15 protein-coding genes and 1 pseudogene are annotated in these 13537 nt (G+C 67.6%); 9 read left to right on the top strand and 7 right to left on the bottom strand.

Translation table 11 applies throughout. The features are described 5' to 3' along the window. Positions 1-162: 162 nt before the first annotated feature. From ACFC8N_RS48240 to ACFC8N_RS48230, 3 genes and pseudogenes are all read left to right on the top strand, one after another. Positions 163-931: pseudogene (locus ACFC8N_RS48240) on the top strand (transposase family protein); the annotation flags it as partial. A 202-nt stretch (positions 932-1133) separates the two neighbouring features. Continuing rightward, positions 1134-3062: an Ig-like domain repeat protein gene (locus ACFC8N_RS48235; RefSeq protein WP_376296028.1), complete on the top strand. Its 1929-nt coding sequence runs from the start codon at positions 1134-1136 to the stop codon at positions 3060-3062. Positions 3063-3422: 360 nt separating this feature from the next. Further along, on the top strand, positions 3423-3800 hold the full coding sequence (locus ACFC8N_RS48230) for an isochorismatase family protein (RefSeq protein WP_376296027.1): 378 nt from the start codon (positions 3423-3425) through the stop codon (positions 3798-3800). Between the two features lie 678 nt (positions 3801-4478). Here ACFC8N_RS48230 and ACFC8N_RS48225 read toward each other — a convergent pair. Then, positions 4479-4916: a VOC family protein gene (locus ACFC8N_RS48225; protein ID WP_071385668.1), complete on the bottom strand. Its 438-nt coding sequence runs from the start codon at positions 4914-4916 to the stop codon at positions 4479-4481. Between the two features lie 222 nt (positions 4917-5138). After that, entirely contained in the window at positions 5139-5570 is a 432-nt protein-coding gene (locus ACFC8N_RS48220; RefSeq protein ID WP_376296026.1) for a DUF5958 family protein, read from the bottom strand. 112 nt (positions 5571-5682) lie between these two features. On the opposite strand from ACFC8N_RS48220, the gene ACFC8N_RS48215 reads away from it, so the two are divergent. Both ACFC8N_RS48215 and ACFC8N_RS48210 read left to right on the top strand, forming a co-directional pair. Continuing rightward, complete coding sequence (locus ACFC8N_RS48215) at positions 5683-5856, top strand: RHS repeat domain-containing protein (protein WP_376296029.1); 174 nt, start codon at positions 5683-5685, stop codon at positions 5854-5856. 58 nt (positions 5857-5914) lie between these two features. Then, positions 5915-6229 carry a hypothetical protein gene (locus ACFC8N_RS48210; RefSeq protein WP_356034422.1) on the top strand — a complete coding sequence of 105 codons (315 nt, stop codon included), beginning with the start codon at positions 5915-5917 and terminating at the stop codon, positions 6227-6229. Positions 6230-6232: 3 nt separating this feature from the next. Here the strand turns inward: ACFC8N_RS48210 and ACFC8N_RS48205 are convergent, their stop codons facing one another. After that, on the bottom strand, positions 6233-6847 hold the full coding sequence (locus tag ACFC8N_RS48205) for a TetR/AcrR family transcriptional regulator (RefSeq protein WP_356034424.1): 615 nt from the start codon (positions 6845-6847) through the stop codon (positions 6233-6235). Between the two features lie 69 nt (positions 6848-6916). Here ACFC8N_RS48205 and ACFC8N_RS48200 point away from each other — a divergent pair, with 69 nt between their 5' ends. The 3 genes from ACFC8N_RS48200 (at position 6917) to ACFC8N_RS48190 (ending at position 8329) form a co-directional block, all read left to right on the top strand. Further along, positions 6917-7333 (top strand): hypothetical protein, encoded by a 417-nt coding sequence (locus tag ACFC8N_RS48200; RefSeq protein WP_356034427.1) that lies wholly within the window; start codon positions 6917-6919, stop codon positions 7331-7333. 70 nt (positions 7334-7403) lie between these two features. Next, positions 7404-7859 (top strand): DUF6228 family protein, encoded by a 456-nt coding sequence (locus ACFC8N_RS48195; protein ID WP_356034430.1) that lies wholly within the window; start codon positions 7404-7406, stop codon positions 7857-7859. After that, entirely contained in the window at positions 7856-8329 is a 474-nt protein-coding gene (locus ACFC8N_RS48190; protein ID WP_376296025.1) for a hypothetical protein, read from the top strand. Before ACFC8N_RS48195 ends, ACFC8N_RS48190 begins: the two co-directional genes overlap by 4 nt. A gap of 560 nt (positions 8330-8889) precedes the next feature. On the opposite strand, the gene ACFC8N_RS48185 is transcribed toward ACFC8N_RS48190, so the two are convergent. From ACFC8N_RS48185 to ACFC8N_RS48170, 4 genes are all read right to left on the bottom strand, one after another. Beyond that, a complete protein-coding gene (locus ACFC8N_RS48185) occupies positions 8890-9045 on the bottom strand; it encodes a DUF6131 family protein (RefSeq protein WP_023544658.1) in 156 nt (51 codons plus the stop codon). A 98-nt stretch (positions 9046-9143) separates the two neighbouring features. Beyond that, the gene (locus ACFC8N_RS48180; protein ID WP_376296024.1) at positions 9144-9638 is read right to left on the bottom strand and encodes a hypothetical protein; all 495 of its coding nucleotides are present in this window, start codon (positions 9636-9638) and stop codon (positions 9144-9146) included. A gap of 38 nt (positions 9639-9676) precedes the next feature. Further along, a complete protein-coding gene (locus ACFC8N_RS48175; RefSeq protein WP_356034438.1) occupies positions 9677-10234 on the bottom strand; it encodes a hypothetical protein in 558 nt (185 codons plus the stop codon). A gap of 163 nt (positions 10235-10397) precedes the next feature. After that, positions 10398-11141: an STAS domain-containing protein gene (locus ACFC8N_RS48170; RefSeq protein ID WP_362821812.1), complete on the bottom strand. Its 744-nt coding sequence runs from the start codon at positions 11139-11141 to the stop codon at positions 10398-10400. A gap of 128 nt (positions 11142-11269) precedes the next feature. Between ACFC8N_RS48170 and ACFC8N_RS48165 the strand changes: the two genes are divergently transcribed. Beyond that, positions 11270-11620, top strand: a complete 351-nt coding sequence (locus tag ACFC8N_RS48165) for a helix-turn-helix domain-containing protein (RefSeq protein WP_356034443.1) — start codon at positions 11270-11272, stop codon at positions 11618-11620. Positions 11621-13537: the final 1917 nt, after the last annotated feature.

Below are 13537 nucleotides of genomic sequence, written 5' to 3'. Positions count from 1 at the left end.
ACGGTCAGTTGATCTCGAATCTCCTGCGTTATGCCCATACCACATCAACGAGCCACACCACCGGAAGCAACATGTTGATTCTCTGCGGGCCCTAACGAGTTGGTGCGTGATAGCGGGTGAAGCGTCCGTGCGGGTGGATGGCATGATCCATCTGTGGCGATCATGGTCAATCGGGCGGTCCTGTCGCATCAGCTGTTCACAGGGATCTCCCGGCGGCATCTGAGCTGTCTGGCAGAGGAGTTGGTCCTGCCATGGCAGGCCGCCGTCGAAGGCCGCCGTCATGAAGTACGAGGCGGGGCGGGGAAGCGGGCCGCGGGTGCCGGCGCCCGCCACCAGCTCGTATTCGTCGACCGGCTCGTGGCCACACTCATCCACCTGCGGCATGACTTCCCACACTCCGTGCTCGGGCTGCTGTTCGGCGTCGACCGCTCCACCATCACCAGGGCAGTCCAAGAAGTGCGCATGCTCCTGGCTGAGCGGGGATGCGCGGTCCCCAACCGTCCTGATCTGCGGTTGCGGACGTTGGCGAACGTATTCGCCTATGCCCAGGCCGAGGGCATCGAGCTCCGCCTCGACGCCATCGAGATCCAAGTCCGTCGGCCCCTCGCCCAGCCGTGGCGGGCGGCGCGCGTTCGTCTCCGGCAAGAGGAAACAGAACACCATGAAGGCCACCGTCATCGCCGACTGGCGTGGCCGCACGTTAGGGACCGATGCCCTGCGACCTGGCCGCATGCATGACGCCACGGCCGCCCGCAGCGAAGGCATCGCCGACTGCTTCCAGCACTTCCCCGACGTGGAAGTGCTCCTGGACGACGGCTACCTCGGCCTGAGACGTGATCACCCCGGCCAGGCCATCACACCACCGAGGAAGCCACGACCCGGGGCACTCCCAGGGAGACGGCGTTCTCAGACCCGGACTACGCGGTGGCACCCCTGGGTTGAGCCACCCCGGGGCAGGCTGTCCCTCCTGGCGCACAACCATTCCCGCTCATCGGCTGTCACACCCGTGTCATACGCTGCCGCTGGCAGTCGCGCCCCGGTCGTCACCGCACCGTTTCGGTCACGGCCGGGCGATGCGCGGCGCCATCGGCTCCCGGCCTCAGGCCGGGACTCCTCGTGGGGGTTACACAACTGTGCGAAGGCGCAGCATCTCGACCGCGACGGCGCTCGCGGTCGTCTTCAGCTCGGCGGCGCTGAGCGTGATATCGGCCGGTACGGCCTCGGCGGCTCCCGCCTCCGTGTACGCGGTCGGCGGGTTCGTCGTCGACGGCGCGACCGGCCGGGTCTTCGTCGGCGACGCGGAGACCGGCAAGGTCTTCGCCGCCGACTACAACGGCAACCAGGTCGGCGAGGCGGACGGCATCACCGACGTCACCGACCTCGCCCTGTCCGACGACGGCAGCACGCTGTACGCGGCCGCCTCGGGCAGCCACCAGATCGTGGCGCTGGACGCGGCCACCCTGACCGTCAAGTCCCGCTACACCGTGCCCACCACCACCACCGGCCCGACCCATGTGGCCGTGTCCGGCGGCAAGGTGTGGTTCACGTACGGCGACCAGTGGGACGGCAACCTCGGTTCGGTCGACCCGGCCGGCGCCGGCACGGTGACGACGGGCCAGTACACCAACAAGCTCTGGGGCCAGGCGCTGCTCGACACCGACCCCGGCCGGCCCGGTATCCTCGCCGTCGGCGAGACCGGCCTGTCCACCGACTCGATGGCCGTCCTCGACGTCTCCTCGGGCACGCCGCAGCAGGTCGCGTACTACCACGGCGACTACTCGCTCAACAGCGGCATCCACGACATCGACCTGGTGCCCGGCGGTACCCACGTGCTGGTCAACGGCACCGAGCGGCAGGCGTACACGAACGGTGCGTTCGCCGCCGACGGCGCCTACCCGGCCGGGACCGACGCCGACATCGCCCCGAACGGGCTGGTCGCGCAGGCGAACGGCGGTACCGTGTCGGTCTACCGGCCGGACGGCACCGTGCCGATCCGTACCTACAACACCGGCTCCAATGCGGCGAAGACCCCGCTGGCCTGGTCCCCGGACTCCACCGGGCTGTTCGCCCTCGTCGGCACCAACAGCGGCTGGGTCGTCACTCCGCTCGGCAATCCGACGCTGGAGCAGCCGACCTTGTCGGTGAACGCCCCGTCCACCGCGACCGGCGGCAGGCAGCTCACCGTCTCCGGCAGGCTGTCGACGTCGTCGCAGCTGCCCGCCGGCGCCACGCTGAAGGCCGTCCGCACCGACGCGGAGAACCCGAACGGCAAGGCGCTGCCCGACGCCACCGTGCAGGCCGACGGCTCGTACTCCTTCACCGACACCCCGCAGGCCGGCGGCACCGCCACCTACAAGGTCTCCTACGCGGGCGACGGCACCCACGCGGCGGCCACCGCCACCGCCCAGGTCAAGGTGTCGTTCGCGACGCCGAGCCTGACCCTGAACAACAACGGCCACGTGTACGACTACAACAAGGCCGTCACCTTCACCGCCCACCTCGGGCCGACGTACAAGAACCGCACGGTCGAGATCTGGGCCAACCCCTACGGTGCCGACAAGCCCAACAAGCTGGTGAAGAGCGGCACCGTCGACTCCAGCGGCAACCTCGCCGTCACCCTCAACATGCTCCGGGACACGGACGTCACCGCCGTCTTCAAGGGCGACACCCGCAACGCGCCCAAGACGGTGAAGTCCACGGCGTACGCGCGCGTGGCCGTCTCCCTCGCGGTCTCCCGGCAGTACAGGACGGCGAAGATCGGCACGACCCCTTACTACTGGTTCCACAAGAACGTCGCGCCCCTGTTCACCACGACCATGACCTACTACCCGGGCCGCAAGCAGCGCCTTGAACTGCAGGTCTACGTCAACGGCAAGTGGGAGGCGGACGGTTCCAAGTACTTCAGCCTGGGCACGGACGGCAGGTCCGTCGTCTACATCCCGGCCCCCGGCCACTCCGGCATCAAGGCGCGGATCCGGTCCTCGTACATCAACGGCACCTCCGGCGACACGGTGAACACGACGACGTACGGGTCCTGGAAGTACCTGTACTTCACCAACTAGCCCTACCTGGTACGCCGTTGGCCCCGCCGTCCCTCGTGCGCGAGGGACGGCGGTGTCACACCGGCACCTGGCTGGACACCCTGCGGGAGTTCGGCCGGCTGGGGACCGATCGTAGGGCCGCTTCGCCTCGCGAGGCCCCGCGTTGCGCCAGGTGTGCGCGAAGTGGGCGGGACAGGACGCGCGGGAGCGGCGGAGGACCGGGGAGCGCTCGCCGGCTGAGCGCCTGCACCCGTCTCATCTTGCCCGATGGGCGCACCACCACGGTGCCCGAGGCCGCGCAGAATCCGAACGCGGAGAACCCGGCCCGTTTCAACGCCGAACTGACTTCGTTCCTGGAGACGGCATGACCAGTGCCTTCTCGTGAGGGACGTCCAGAAGGCCATCGTGGACATCGCCGGCGACGACTCCGGATACGTGCCACGCCTGCGCAGGGCGATCGACGGGGCCCGTGCGGCGAACATCCCCGTGATCTACGTGGTCATCGCATTACGTCCCGGATTCCCGGAAGTCGGCACGCGCAACAGGGCTCTGACTGCGATCGCACGGGCGGCCTTTACGTCGAAGGCGCCCCGGGCGCCGAGATCCATCCCGAGGTCGCGCCCCGGCCCGGGCGACATGGTGGTCACCAAGAGAGACACCGACCCGGGGGTGCACCGGGTCCTCATCGAGTGCCTGTTCCCGCAGTGGGCGGATGTCGCAATGGTCGATGACTGGCTCAAGACGATCGCACCTCAATAGCGGCAGACCGTTTTGGGCCGTCGCCGGGACGGATGCTGGGTTCGTCTCACCGGGAGACGCCACAGTCTGGCGGCGTGCGTGGCCAAGCAAGTCTCAAGACCGGTCAGGAATCGAGAAGCCGCGGCCGCCGCGCATCCCCTAGCGTGCTGGTCGGCACGACCACCGAGAAGTACAACGGTTTCACCGCCGAGGACCTGTGCTGGGACACGTTCTTCTCCTCGCGTAGGGCCCGGCCAAGGTCCGGAGCGGCGGTCTTGATGATCTCGTGGATCCGCTCGGCGCGACGTGTACCGGCGCACGATGCCCGGCGCCCGTGTGACCCTGTCTGATGAGGACAGCGGTGTCGTGCTGGATGCATGGCCCGACCAGCGGTAGCCCCTGGAGTCTGCTCGTAGCGCAGTGACCCAGCCATCACTCGTACGGCGCGCTCGCGGCGAAGGCGCAGCAGCCGGGGCAGTCCGGCAGGCGGAAAGCCGGCCACGACTAGGTTCGCTGTCAAGCGACTCGATTGGATGGCAGCGGACAAAACTTCGTTGCGACAGGACAGCAGCGCCCGTCTTCTCAGACGGTCTGGTCCGTCGAAGATCTTGAAAAGGCCGGTGCGTCCCGTGGGTCGGGGTGACCTGCCACAGGCTCAGTGGGCGGTGCTGCGCGAGGAATGGTGATCCTTCGCTCGACTCAACCGGCCGGTGGGGGTTCTTCGCCGAAAACCCAGGGCGCCAGCACGACCTGCCAGCCGTCCGGGTCCTCGAAGAGAACGGCGCTGTGTTCCGGCCAGTAGGGGTTCGCGGCGGGGACCGGGCTGTACCCGAAGTCGGTGAGCCTCCTGGTGGCGACTGCGACGGCTTCGGGGCCGCGAAGGTAGAGCACCAACTGGTTCTCCGGGTGCGGCTCGGGGATGCGGGGTGGGTCGCCGTGCTGCAGCAGTTCCATGTGCACCGGGGTGCCTGGCAGGCCGAGGACGACGCCGTCGTAGCCCTGGTGGCCCCGCCATTGGGCGAGCACCGGCAGGCCGAGGACGTCACGGTAGAAGACGAGGACCTCGTCGTACTTCGCGGTCGGCCGGGCGAAGCGGACCGCTCCGACGTCGAGGTGGCTGGGCCAGGAGTGCGCCATGGGACGATCCTGCCACGCCCTCACCAGGAGCCGAATCGGGACGTGTGACGGGAGGCAGGAGCTTCGCTTGTTCGGCGGCGTGAATGGGTGGTGTGGTGGCGGCGGTTGGTTGTCAGCGGGTGACTGTGGCTGGGTACGTGGCGGGGTAGCTCTGCTTCGTGTGGACGGTGGTTCCTGGCGGTCTCTGTCGGCTGCGTCGGCTCCAGCGGGGAGCAGCCGCTGTTACGGCTCCTTGGAGAGCGTGGGCAGGTGGTGCCATGTGTGTCCGCAGGTGCCCTTGCAGTAGGTCTGCCTGCGCCGGGTGTCGGCGACGGCGAACACGGAGACGAGTACGCGGAACGCGTTCACGTGCTCGTCGGCGGGCAGGTGGGCGAATCCGTAGCGGGGCGGGTCCATGCAGATCATCACTGAGGGGTCGGCCGTGAGCTTCACCCCGGACCGCGTCACCCCCGCGCGGCCGTCCGCGGCCGTGATGTGCGCTTGCATCGCGTAGCCGGCGATGTCCCGCAGCACCTCCTGGCGGCGTGCCGGGGAGAGGTTGGAGAACCAGGCTGCCCCGTCGTCCAAGGAGCGGAGCTCCTGGGCGATTTCGTTGACGACCCGCTCGGTCTCGCGCCGGAAGGAGCCGCCGCCCGCACTGCTCGTTTCGGTCATCTCTTGATCGTCCCAACCCGCTCCGCTACCACGGCACCACCCCCACCGGCCCTTCACCTACACCTACGACGCCGCCGGCCACCAGACCGGCCAGGACGACGGCCAGGGACACATCTGGAGTAGCACCTACGACCTGCTGGGCCGCCGCACCTCCCAGACCGACCCCGACACGGGCTCGTCCAGTTCCACCTACGACAACGCCGGCCAGCTGCTGACCATGACGGACAGCCGCGGCAAGGTCATCAGCTACAAGTACGACGAGGTGGGCCGCAAGGCGGCCGAGTAGCGTCCGGCCCTGGGACCCCAAACGCTATGCCGCGGTCTATCCGGAGATCGTCACAACCATGACCCTCTATGCCTCTCCGCGCTGGCGCCGCCTGGCCATGTCCAGCGACGAGGAAGACTTCTGGCCCTTCCATACGGAGTTCACACGCCGGCTCCCCAACGAGAACCCTCTGCGCACAAGGGCCAAGCCGTGGTTCATCCACCAGCTCCGCGTCATCGCACACACCATCCACGACGCCGCAGAACACGCCACCGGAGGCAGCATGGCCCACGGCACTGCACCCGAGAGTGGTGGCCTCCGCTCATCCTGCGCAGACATCTGCGCCACACCCCGTCTCACGCAAGGTGAAACTGGCGCGGCTCTTCTGCAGTGACCATCACGAACCGTCCGCGTCGTGATCGATGAGGGATGCCAGAGCGCGGGCAACGTCGGCGAAGTACTGCTCGTCGGCACCGGGGGCAAGACCGAGGGGGACGCCCTGGCTGAGGCCGACGAACAGTGCCCTGAGCGCGGTGGTCAGGCGTTGTGCCTGTTGCGACGTCACGACGCTTCCGTGGTGCGACCTTCCGGTGAACAGCGTGACCAGATGGCTCTCCTGCGCCCGGACGGACGTGGCGAGCCGGGACCCCAGGTCCGGGTCGTGCAGGGCCATGTCCAGCAGGGTGATCTGGAGCGACAGACCAGACAGCGCGTCCGGGGCGTCACAACTGCGCCGGTAGTACCGGGCAAAGGCGTCGACCGCTTCCAGCAGATCGAGTCCGGCGGGAACCGCCTGCTCGATCTCCTCGTAGTACGGCCGCAGGTAGTCGGTGACCAGGGCGACCACCAGGCCGTTCTTGCTCCCGAACAGTGAATAGACGGCGCCGGTGGTCAGGCCGGCGCGGTCGGCGATCTCATCAAGCCTGGCCCGGTACCCGTCCCGGGCAACGACCTGGAACGCGGCGTCCAGCAAGGCGCGGCGGTTGCGTTCCTTGGCCTCCGCTCTCGTCATTCTCATAGCTTGATTATTGCCGTAATCTTGTTACGGAACCATTCCGGACGAGCTTCAAGGAGGGCGCTCATGGCCCAGGTCGTGGCATCGCGGGTGACCCGTCGGACGGTGGGAGCCATCGCCGACGGCGCCTTCAAGGTGTTGCTCGCCGCTGTCTACATCGCCGGCGCCGCCCCGCTCGGCCGGTTACTCGGCACGCCGGCCTGGCTGATGGTCGTCTCAGGAGTGGCGCTGCTGATCGGCGGTGGCATCGAGCTCGGATATACGCGCAGCCGTTCGATGCGCACCTATACCTGGCTCATGGTCGCCTACGACAGCGGATGGGTGCTGGCGGCACTCGTCGGCGGTCTGATGGCATGGCAAGGCAGCAGCGCCGGGGGTGAAGTCTGGATCGGTTATCAGACAGCCGCCCCCATAGCGTTCGCCGCGCTGCTGATCGCCGCTAAGGCAGCGGGAGGCAACTCTTCGCCTAGTGGTTCAGGTTGAGGGCGGCATAGCCCCGAAAGGGGCAGAATCCCGATGACGTCGAACGCGGCGCTGGCTTAGCGTTCCGCCCATGACCTCCCTGGGCGCCGACGCCGACGACAAGGCCAGCGTGACCATCCGCTGCCAGGACAACACCTTCGTCGGCGTGACCTTCTGTGACCGGTTCAGCTTCGACGCGGACTGCGTGCACTATGCCGTCGAGCTGCGGGCCCCAGGCCTGACGGCTCGCGTCAACGAGGTCGTCGCCTGGGTCCGGGACAGCGATCTCGCCGCGTTCCTGGAAGAACTGGCCGCGGACTACCGGGGATGGGACGGCGAACGGAGCTGGCAGACCAACGACAGAGATCTGACGGTGTCGGCCGTCTTCCGGTCCGGCGGCCATGTCGGGCTGACCTGGACCTTGCGACCCCGGCCGAGGGCCACTGGCGGCTGGAGCGCCTCGGCAACCACGTGGCTAGAGGCCGGCGAGCAGATGACTGCCCTGGCCGCCGACGTCCGGTGCTTCCTCGCCGAGGAGCACCAGTGACATCCGGCATGCGCATCACTTGGGTGCTGGGGAGCCACGGATGGGCCGACTGCACCCTTGAGGATCACCACGCGAAAGCCGAGCTCACCGCTTCGTACATCACGAGTGCGCCCGAGGAATTCCTGACCGCGGTGGCCCGGCTCGTCGCGGGGGAGACGGAGACCCGTGTCCAGTTCGAGGCCGAACCGACCGCCTACCGGTGGATCTTCTATCGCGAAGGCGACGACGTCTGGATCCGCGTGCTGGAACTGCGTCACGGCAGCGATCACGACAACAGGGGAACCGAGGTCTGGTCGAGTCAGCTGGGCATCAGCCAACTCGCTCGCGCTGTGATCCGCTGCTTCGACGAGGTCGCACAGACTCATGGCGAGAGCGGCTACCGGGGCAAGTGGGGCGAGCACTTCCCCCGAACCGAACTCGAAGCCCTCAGACGACTCTGGCACGACCGTCGGCATCCGCACGGTGCATAGCCGGATCCGCGCCAGACCTGCCAAGGAGACCGATGGGACAGATCAGGGAAATGAGCGAGCGCGAGTACTTCGCCTGCGTGGGTCGGCGTCCCGGCATGTTCGTCGGCACAGCCTCGTCGTTCCACCAGCTGACCGCCTTTCTCACCGGCTACGACCAGCACGCGATGCGCCACGGCGGACAGGGCTTACAGGTTGGCGCGAGTGGCTCGTCGCCCGCCGTGGCCGCAGCTGCAACCATGCCTGGCCTGGACAGGTCCTGCATATCGCGCTACCAGAGGGCTGGAACAACACCGCCGACCTGCCGCCCCAGGACGAGAAGCACGCCATCAAGGTCCTGTTCCAGCTTCTCGACGAGTTCGCTGCCGAACGCGAGGCAAGTCCTGGCGTTCAGAACTCAGATTGAGCGGGACGCCGGCCGAGTTTCCGTCTCGCGCAATCTGAACCACCGCAGGCTGGGAGGCCGGTGCAGAACAGTTCCAGGATGCGAAGTCCTGACGAACCGCGTCGGTGTATCGGGGGCAGGCAGGTGTTGCTGGAAGGGAAGTTGTAACAGGCGCCCTCTACCAGTAGTGGCGTCGGCCGCCGACCGCGTGGCCGAAGGAGCCGAGGAGGAACAGGACGACTCCGATGAGGAGCAGGATGATCCCGATTGTCCACAGGATGCCGATGTTCAGGACGAATCCGACGACGAGCAGGATGATGCCAAGTGCGATCACGGCGTTCTTCTTTCTCTCCGGCCGGTGTGCCGGCCGCTGTGAGGCGGGATGCCGTTCCCTTCCTGGACCCGTTGCGCCTCGCCTCACGGGTGTGTTTGTCAGGTGGTGAGCAGGCGGTTGAAGAACGAGCGATAGTGGCGCAGGGCCCTGCGCAGGGCTTCGGTGTCGACCTGCTCGCCTCGGCTCCACCGCTCTTCGAGGTTCTTCTTGTGCTCGTCGAACGTCGCGGCGAGCGTCTGCATGACCTTGGCGACCAGGTTGTCCGCGGCCTGTACCGCCTGGCGAGGATCGTCAACGAAGGCACCCTGGATGTTCTCCCACTCCTTACGGAAGCCTTCCTCGTCCTGCGATGTCAGCAGTTGCGGCATCTCGTCAGCGTCTGTGGTGCGTGCGCCCGCCGCCTCGTCCGCCGCGGGGGTAGCCCCGTCGCGGGACGCGAGGTCGTCGGCCGCATCCGTTCTGTCATCGCCCTCGCTCGGGTAGACGGGGGGCGGTGGAGTGGTGTTCGAGGCTGCGTCGGCCTTGCGGGGCTGGGCGAGGTCCTCCGTGGACAGCCCGCTGTCACGAGTGTTCGGTGTGTCGTCGCGTTGCATGTCTCCTCCGTGTCCGTTCGGTCCCGGCTGCCCGAAGGTCAGGCCGGGGCGTGGCGGGTCTGGCCGCCGTCGGAGAGAAGTTCGTCGAACAGCGCCCGGTAGTGCACCATGGCGCCGCGCAGTTGCTCGGTGGTGGCCTTGTGACTCGCGCTGAGTGTGTCGATCTCGTGGGCGGCTCGGTAGTGCCCCAGGGTGCGGCCGTGCTCGACGGAAAGATCCTTGAGCTGCTGGTCGTAGTTTTCGGTGGGATAGCCGCGGTCGTGCATCAGGGAGGTCACCAGATGGTCCGCGTCGTGTACGGCGTCCTCGGGCCGGTCCACGAACTCGTGCTGCACGTGGTCCCAGTCCCGTGAGTAGCGCTCGCGGAGACGGTCGGGCAGAGGCTTGATGTCGAGTTTGTCGTGCCGTTTCTCGCGTGCGCTGAGTTCCCGCTCGGCGGCGAGTCTGCTGTCGGCGCCGTCGACGGTCCGTCCGTACTCGGGGCCGAAGCGCTGGCGCAGAGCCCGGTGCCGCAGGAAAAGAGCCAGGGCCGCGGCGATCAGCACGACGACCACCGCGACGGGAATGACGATCGCCAAAAGCATGCCGGTTGACATCTGACCGACCTCCTCATGGATGGGCGATATCCGCTGTGTTCCCAATGTGTGTTCATCGGTGCTTCACAGTCGGGCTTTGGACCTGCTCCCTGCGGCGCCGACGCATGAGATCCGCAACGCAAGCCCGGCTTCAGCATCGGACTCTCAAGACCGACCCAGCAGCTCAGATCCCGCCGGCCCAGACCTCCCTGACAGCGAATGCCGGTCCGCCGCCGGTATTGCGTGTTCTGGCGACGGCTGCGGTGAGTTGCTGCTGGACCGGGTCGGGCAGGGGCGCGCCTTGGACGGTGGTGACGACGTCCTCGGCGAGGCGGTGCAGTTTGGTGTTGGTGTTCTGGCACGCTGTGACCAGTACCTGCCACGCCTCGTCGGGGTTCAGACCGAAAGAGGCCATGAGGATGCCGCGTGCCAGGTCGATGTCCTGGGTGCGCAGCGCGCGCCTCAGCTGGACGACTTCGGTCCGCAGGAGGTCGTCGTCGGTTTCCTCGCGCGGCGGCCCGGGCTTTCGGGCAGGCGGGTCAGCATGCTGGTGGGCGGGGGAGAAGAGGCTGTGGGTGTCGATATAGGTCAGCAGTCGTTCGACGGCGGGGCTGGCCGTGGTGACGGTGATCGTCTTCCCCGCCGCGACTGCGTCGCGGCGAGCGGCCAGCAGCACGTCGAGTGCAGAGCAGTCCGCGAAGCTAAGTTCGCTGAGGTCCAGGTCCACACCCTTGGCCGACCGCGTGATCGCATCGCGCAGGGCGCGCCGGAGGCTCTGGCAGTTGTCGAGGCAGAACCCACCGCTCACGGTGACGGTCACGCGGATCCCGGCCGGCCCTGCCTGCACCGGCAGCGCGCCAGTGGACGGTGATGTGCGGTCGGCTTCGTCGCTGGCGAGCGGTGTGTCCGGGGACGGTAGCGTCGTCATGCTCGCCTCCTCCGGTCCTCCGGATTGTTCTTTTCCAGGCTCAGCCGCCTCTATGTGACACGTCAAGCCCTACACGAATTTATCTTCGTGTTTTTGGGTGCGTGAACGTGTGGTCATAACATGGAGTCGTGACGGACGTCCATGGAGTGCCCGAGCCGCACACGGGGTGGACGTTTCTGACCAATCACGCGCGCGTGTTGGCCAGCATCGCCGACAACCACCACGCGCGGGTCCGTGACATCGCGGCGCGATGCCGGCTCACGGAACGGGCCGTCCAGAAGATCATCGCGGACCTGGAGCAGGACGGATACCTCTCTCACACCCGCCACGGCCGCTCCAATCAGTACAGGATCGACCCGGACAAGGTGCTACGCCACCCGGCCGAGGAGGGCGTGACCGTGGCGTGCCTGCTGTCGATGCTGGCCAGGGACGAGGACGAACGCCGCAGCGCCAGCGACCATGCCCGGCCCTATTCGTGAGGGAATGAGCCGCCGGTTGGTTGTCCGACGACGAGGAGACCGTGATCGAACCTGTAGGCGACGGCGCGAGGGCCCACCCATCGGACACCCCTAGGCCGTGACGACGCTGGGTTCATGTGCGTTGGCCGGTGACAGGCGTGCATCGGAGTGCCGTGCGGTCCCCTGGCTCTCGCCGGCGTGGGACCGGGGACCACACAGACCGTGGTCCGGCGACCGCCCTGTCGTGGCAGGTAGCCCCCTAGTCTTCCCTCTCGAAGCCCAGGGGCCATCGACACCAGGCCGCTCCCGCTTTGGGTGACCTGCTTTCCCCGGTGGTCGTCGGCTGGTCCAGCTGGGGTCGTCATCAGGTGACACCCTTGCCGGGCAGAAGTCACACTGAGAACGCTCGCAGGGGCTGACCTGCTCGGTGTCCTGCTCTGGTTGCCGAGCAGGTCGCCTCCAACGGGCCCTGACCCGGTACACGGCCGACTTCACCCGTCGGTGCCTGGGCCAGGGCCCGCGTGGAGCGGCACCGTGCGTGGCAGGTGTCCGGCCCGGCGACACGACAACGACGCCCTCGTAGCACCCGCTGCGGGGCACGGGCCCGTGTCAACGCGCGCCGTCTTGCCTGGCCTGGCACGATGCTTCTCATGCAGCCGCTGCCGGCTCCCTGCCCCGCTGACCTCATCCCCGACGCGACGGGCATGGAGGCACTCGCAGCCCTGCGTCGGCAGGCCGGCGCCCCGGCCGCGAACGGCTCGGGACCACTTCTCCCGACGGGTACTGGGTCATCAGCCGTACCCGCGGATCGTCCGACGATCCTGCCGGAGCGGCGAATCCGATCCGCGCCCTGGTGTGGAAGACAAACCCGTCGGCCTCGGCTCGGGCCCACTGGCGGGCGTGCCCTCGGGGCTGCCATGGTGACCCATCTCTGTACCGTGCGCTGGAGATCCACAGAAGGACTGCCACGTTCTTCGGTATCGCCGCGGGCCTCTACAGCCGCTGTGGGAGCCCTGGAGTTCTGGGAGGCGGTGGGGCGGTCTGGGAGGGAAGGTCCTGGTGCGCATCTGGTCTCAACCTGCGCGGCTACTCGCCCACGGTGAAGGTCCCCTCCGGCAAGGCCGGCCACGTCTACCTGCACGTCACCTTCAGCAAGGCCGCCTACACGGGCACGTGGCACTTCGAGCCAATGGTGAATTCCTACTGGTGCTCACCCCGAAGGGCGCCTACGACGACAACTACTTGGGCGACAGCAGGAGTCAGTACACCTCCACCCTGCGGCCATGAGCGGAGCTGATGTGTCGGCTGACTATCGTGGCCCCGTACGCCCGTTCTGTGATTCCAGGTTCGGCTGCCGGGGTAGCCTGTCGGCAGTGTTCGTGGCGTTCCCTCCGCGCCGCCTGTGGCGGGGCGCCACGCATACGGTTGGTTACGCCGAGCACCGTGCATTGTCGTAGGTGGCGCGATCATGGTGACGTTCTGGTGACGCGTCACGGGTGTCATCGGTGGGAGGCGTCCAGCCCAGTTTAGGTCTCAGCTTCATTTTGAAGCACGCTAGGGTGTGCGGTCCCCTTCTCCCGCACTGCTCATGTCTGACAGTGCGTCATATCTATTGCTGGGTACCGATCGTTGCCACGTAACCTCGACCCACCCCCGTCCTGCTGGTGCGGCTTTATCTGCTCCTGGAGCGAAGCGGAGGGAGCATCAATAGGCTTGCGAAGCAAGCATGTTGAGGTCTTGTCGGCAACGCGGGCAAGACGCGGGGGAGTAGCCCCCGCCACTCCGGGAGCGGAGCGGACGGAGTGCCAACGGGACCGCGCAGCGGTCCCGTTGGGTGGGGAGCGAAGCGAGTCACCCGCGCTCACGCGGCGCGTGCGCGCAACCCCCGGCGCGCAGCGCCGGGGGTTCGCTGTCACAGCGCGCCGCGCTGTGGGACCC

The sequence above is a fragment of the Streptomyces sp. NPDC055966 genome (assembly GCF_042269865.1).
Classification (GTDB): Bacteria; Actinomycetota; Actinomycetes; order Streptomycetales; family Streptomycetaceae; genus Streptomyces.
Note: the sequence above shows the minus strand (reverse complement) of the source record. Positions and strands in the feature narration are given on the sequence as shown.

What these genes read in the sequence shown, in the direction of transcription:
- ACFC8N_RS48225 (WP_071385668.1), bottom strand. Translation starts at nt 4,916, where the DNA reads ATGGCGCACTCCTGGCCCAGCCACCTCGACGTCGGAGCGGTCCGCTTC.
- ACFC8N_RS48220 (WP_376296026.1), bottom strand. Translation starts at nt 5,570, where the DNA reads ATGACCGAAACGAGCAGTGCGGGCGGCGGCTCCTTCCGGCGCGAGACC.
- ACFC8N_RS48210 (WP_356034422.1), top strand. Translation starts at nt 5,915, where the DNA reads ATGACCCTCTATGCCTCTCCGCGCTGGCGCCGCCTGGCCATGTCCAGC.
- ACFC8N_RS48205 (WP_356034424.1), bottom strand. Translation starts at nt 6,847, where the DNA reads ATGACGAGAGCGGAGGCCAAGGAACGCAACCGCCGCGCCTTGCTGGAC.
- ACFC8N_RS48200 (WP_356034427.1), top strand. Translation starts at nt 6,917, where the DNA reads ATGGCCCAGGTCGTGGCATCGCGGGTGACCCGTCGGACGGTGGGAGCC.
- ACFC8N_RS48195 (WP_356034430.1), top strand. Translation starts at nt 7,404, where the DNA reads ATGACCTCCCTGGGCGCCGACGCCGACGACAAGGCCAGCGTGACCATC.
- ACFC8N_RS48180 (WP_376296024.1), bottom strand. Translation starts at nt 9,638, where the DNA reads ATGCAACGCGACGACACACCGAACACTCGTGACAGCGGGCTGTCCACG.
- ACFC8N_RS48175 (WP_356034438.1), bottom strand. Translation starts at nt 10,234, where the DNA reads ATGTCAACCGGCATGCTTTTGGCGATCGTCATTCCCGTCGCGGTGGTC.
- ACFC8N_RS48170 (WP_362821812.1), bottom strand. Translation starts at nt 11,141, where the DNA reads ATGACGACGCTACCGTCCCCGGACACACCGCTCGCCAGCGACGAAGCC.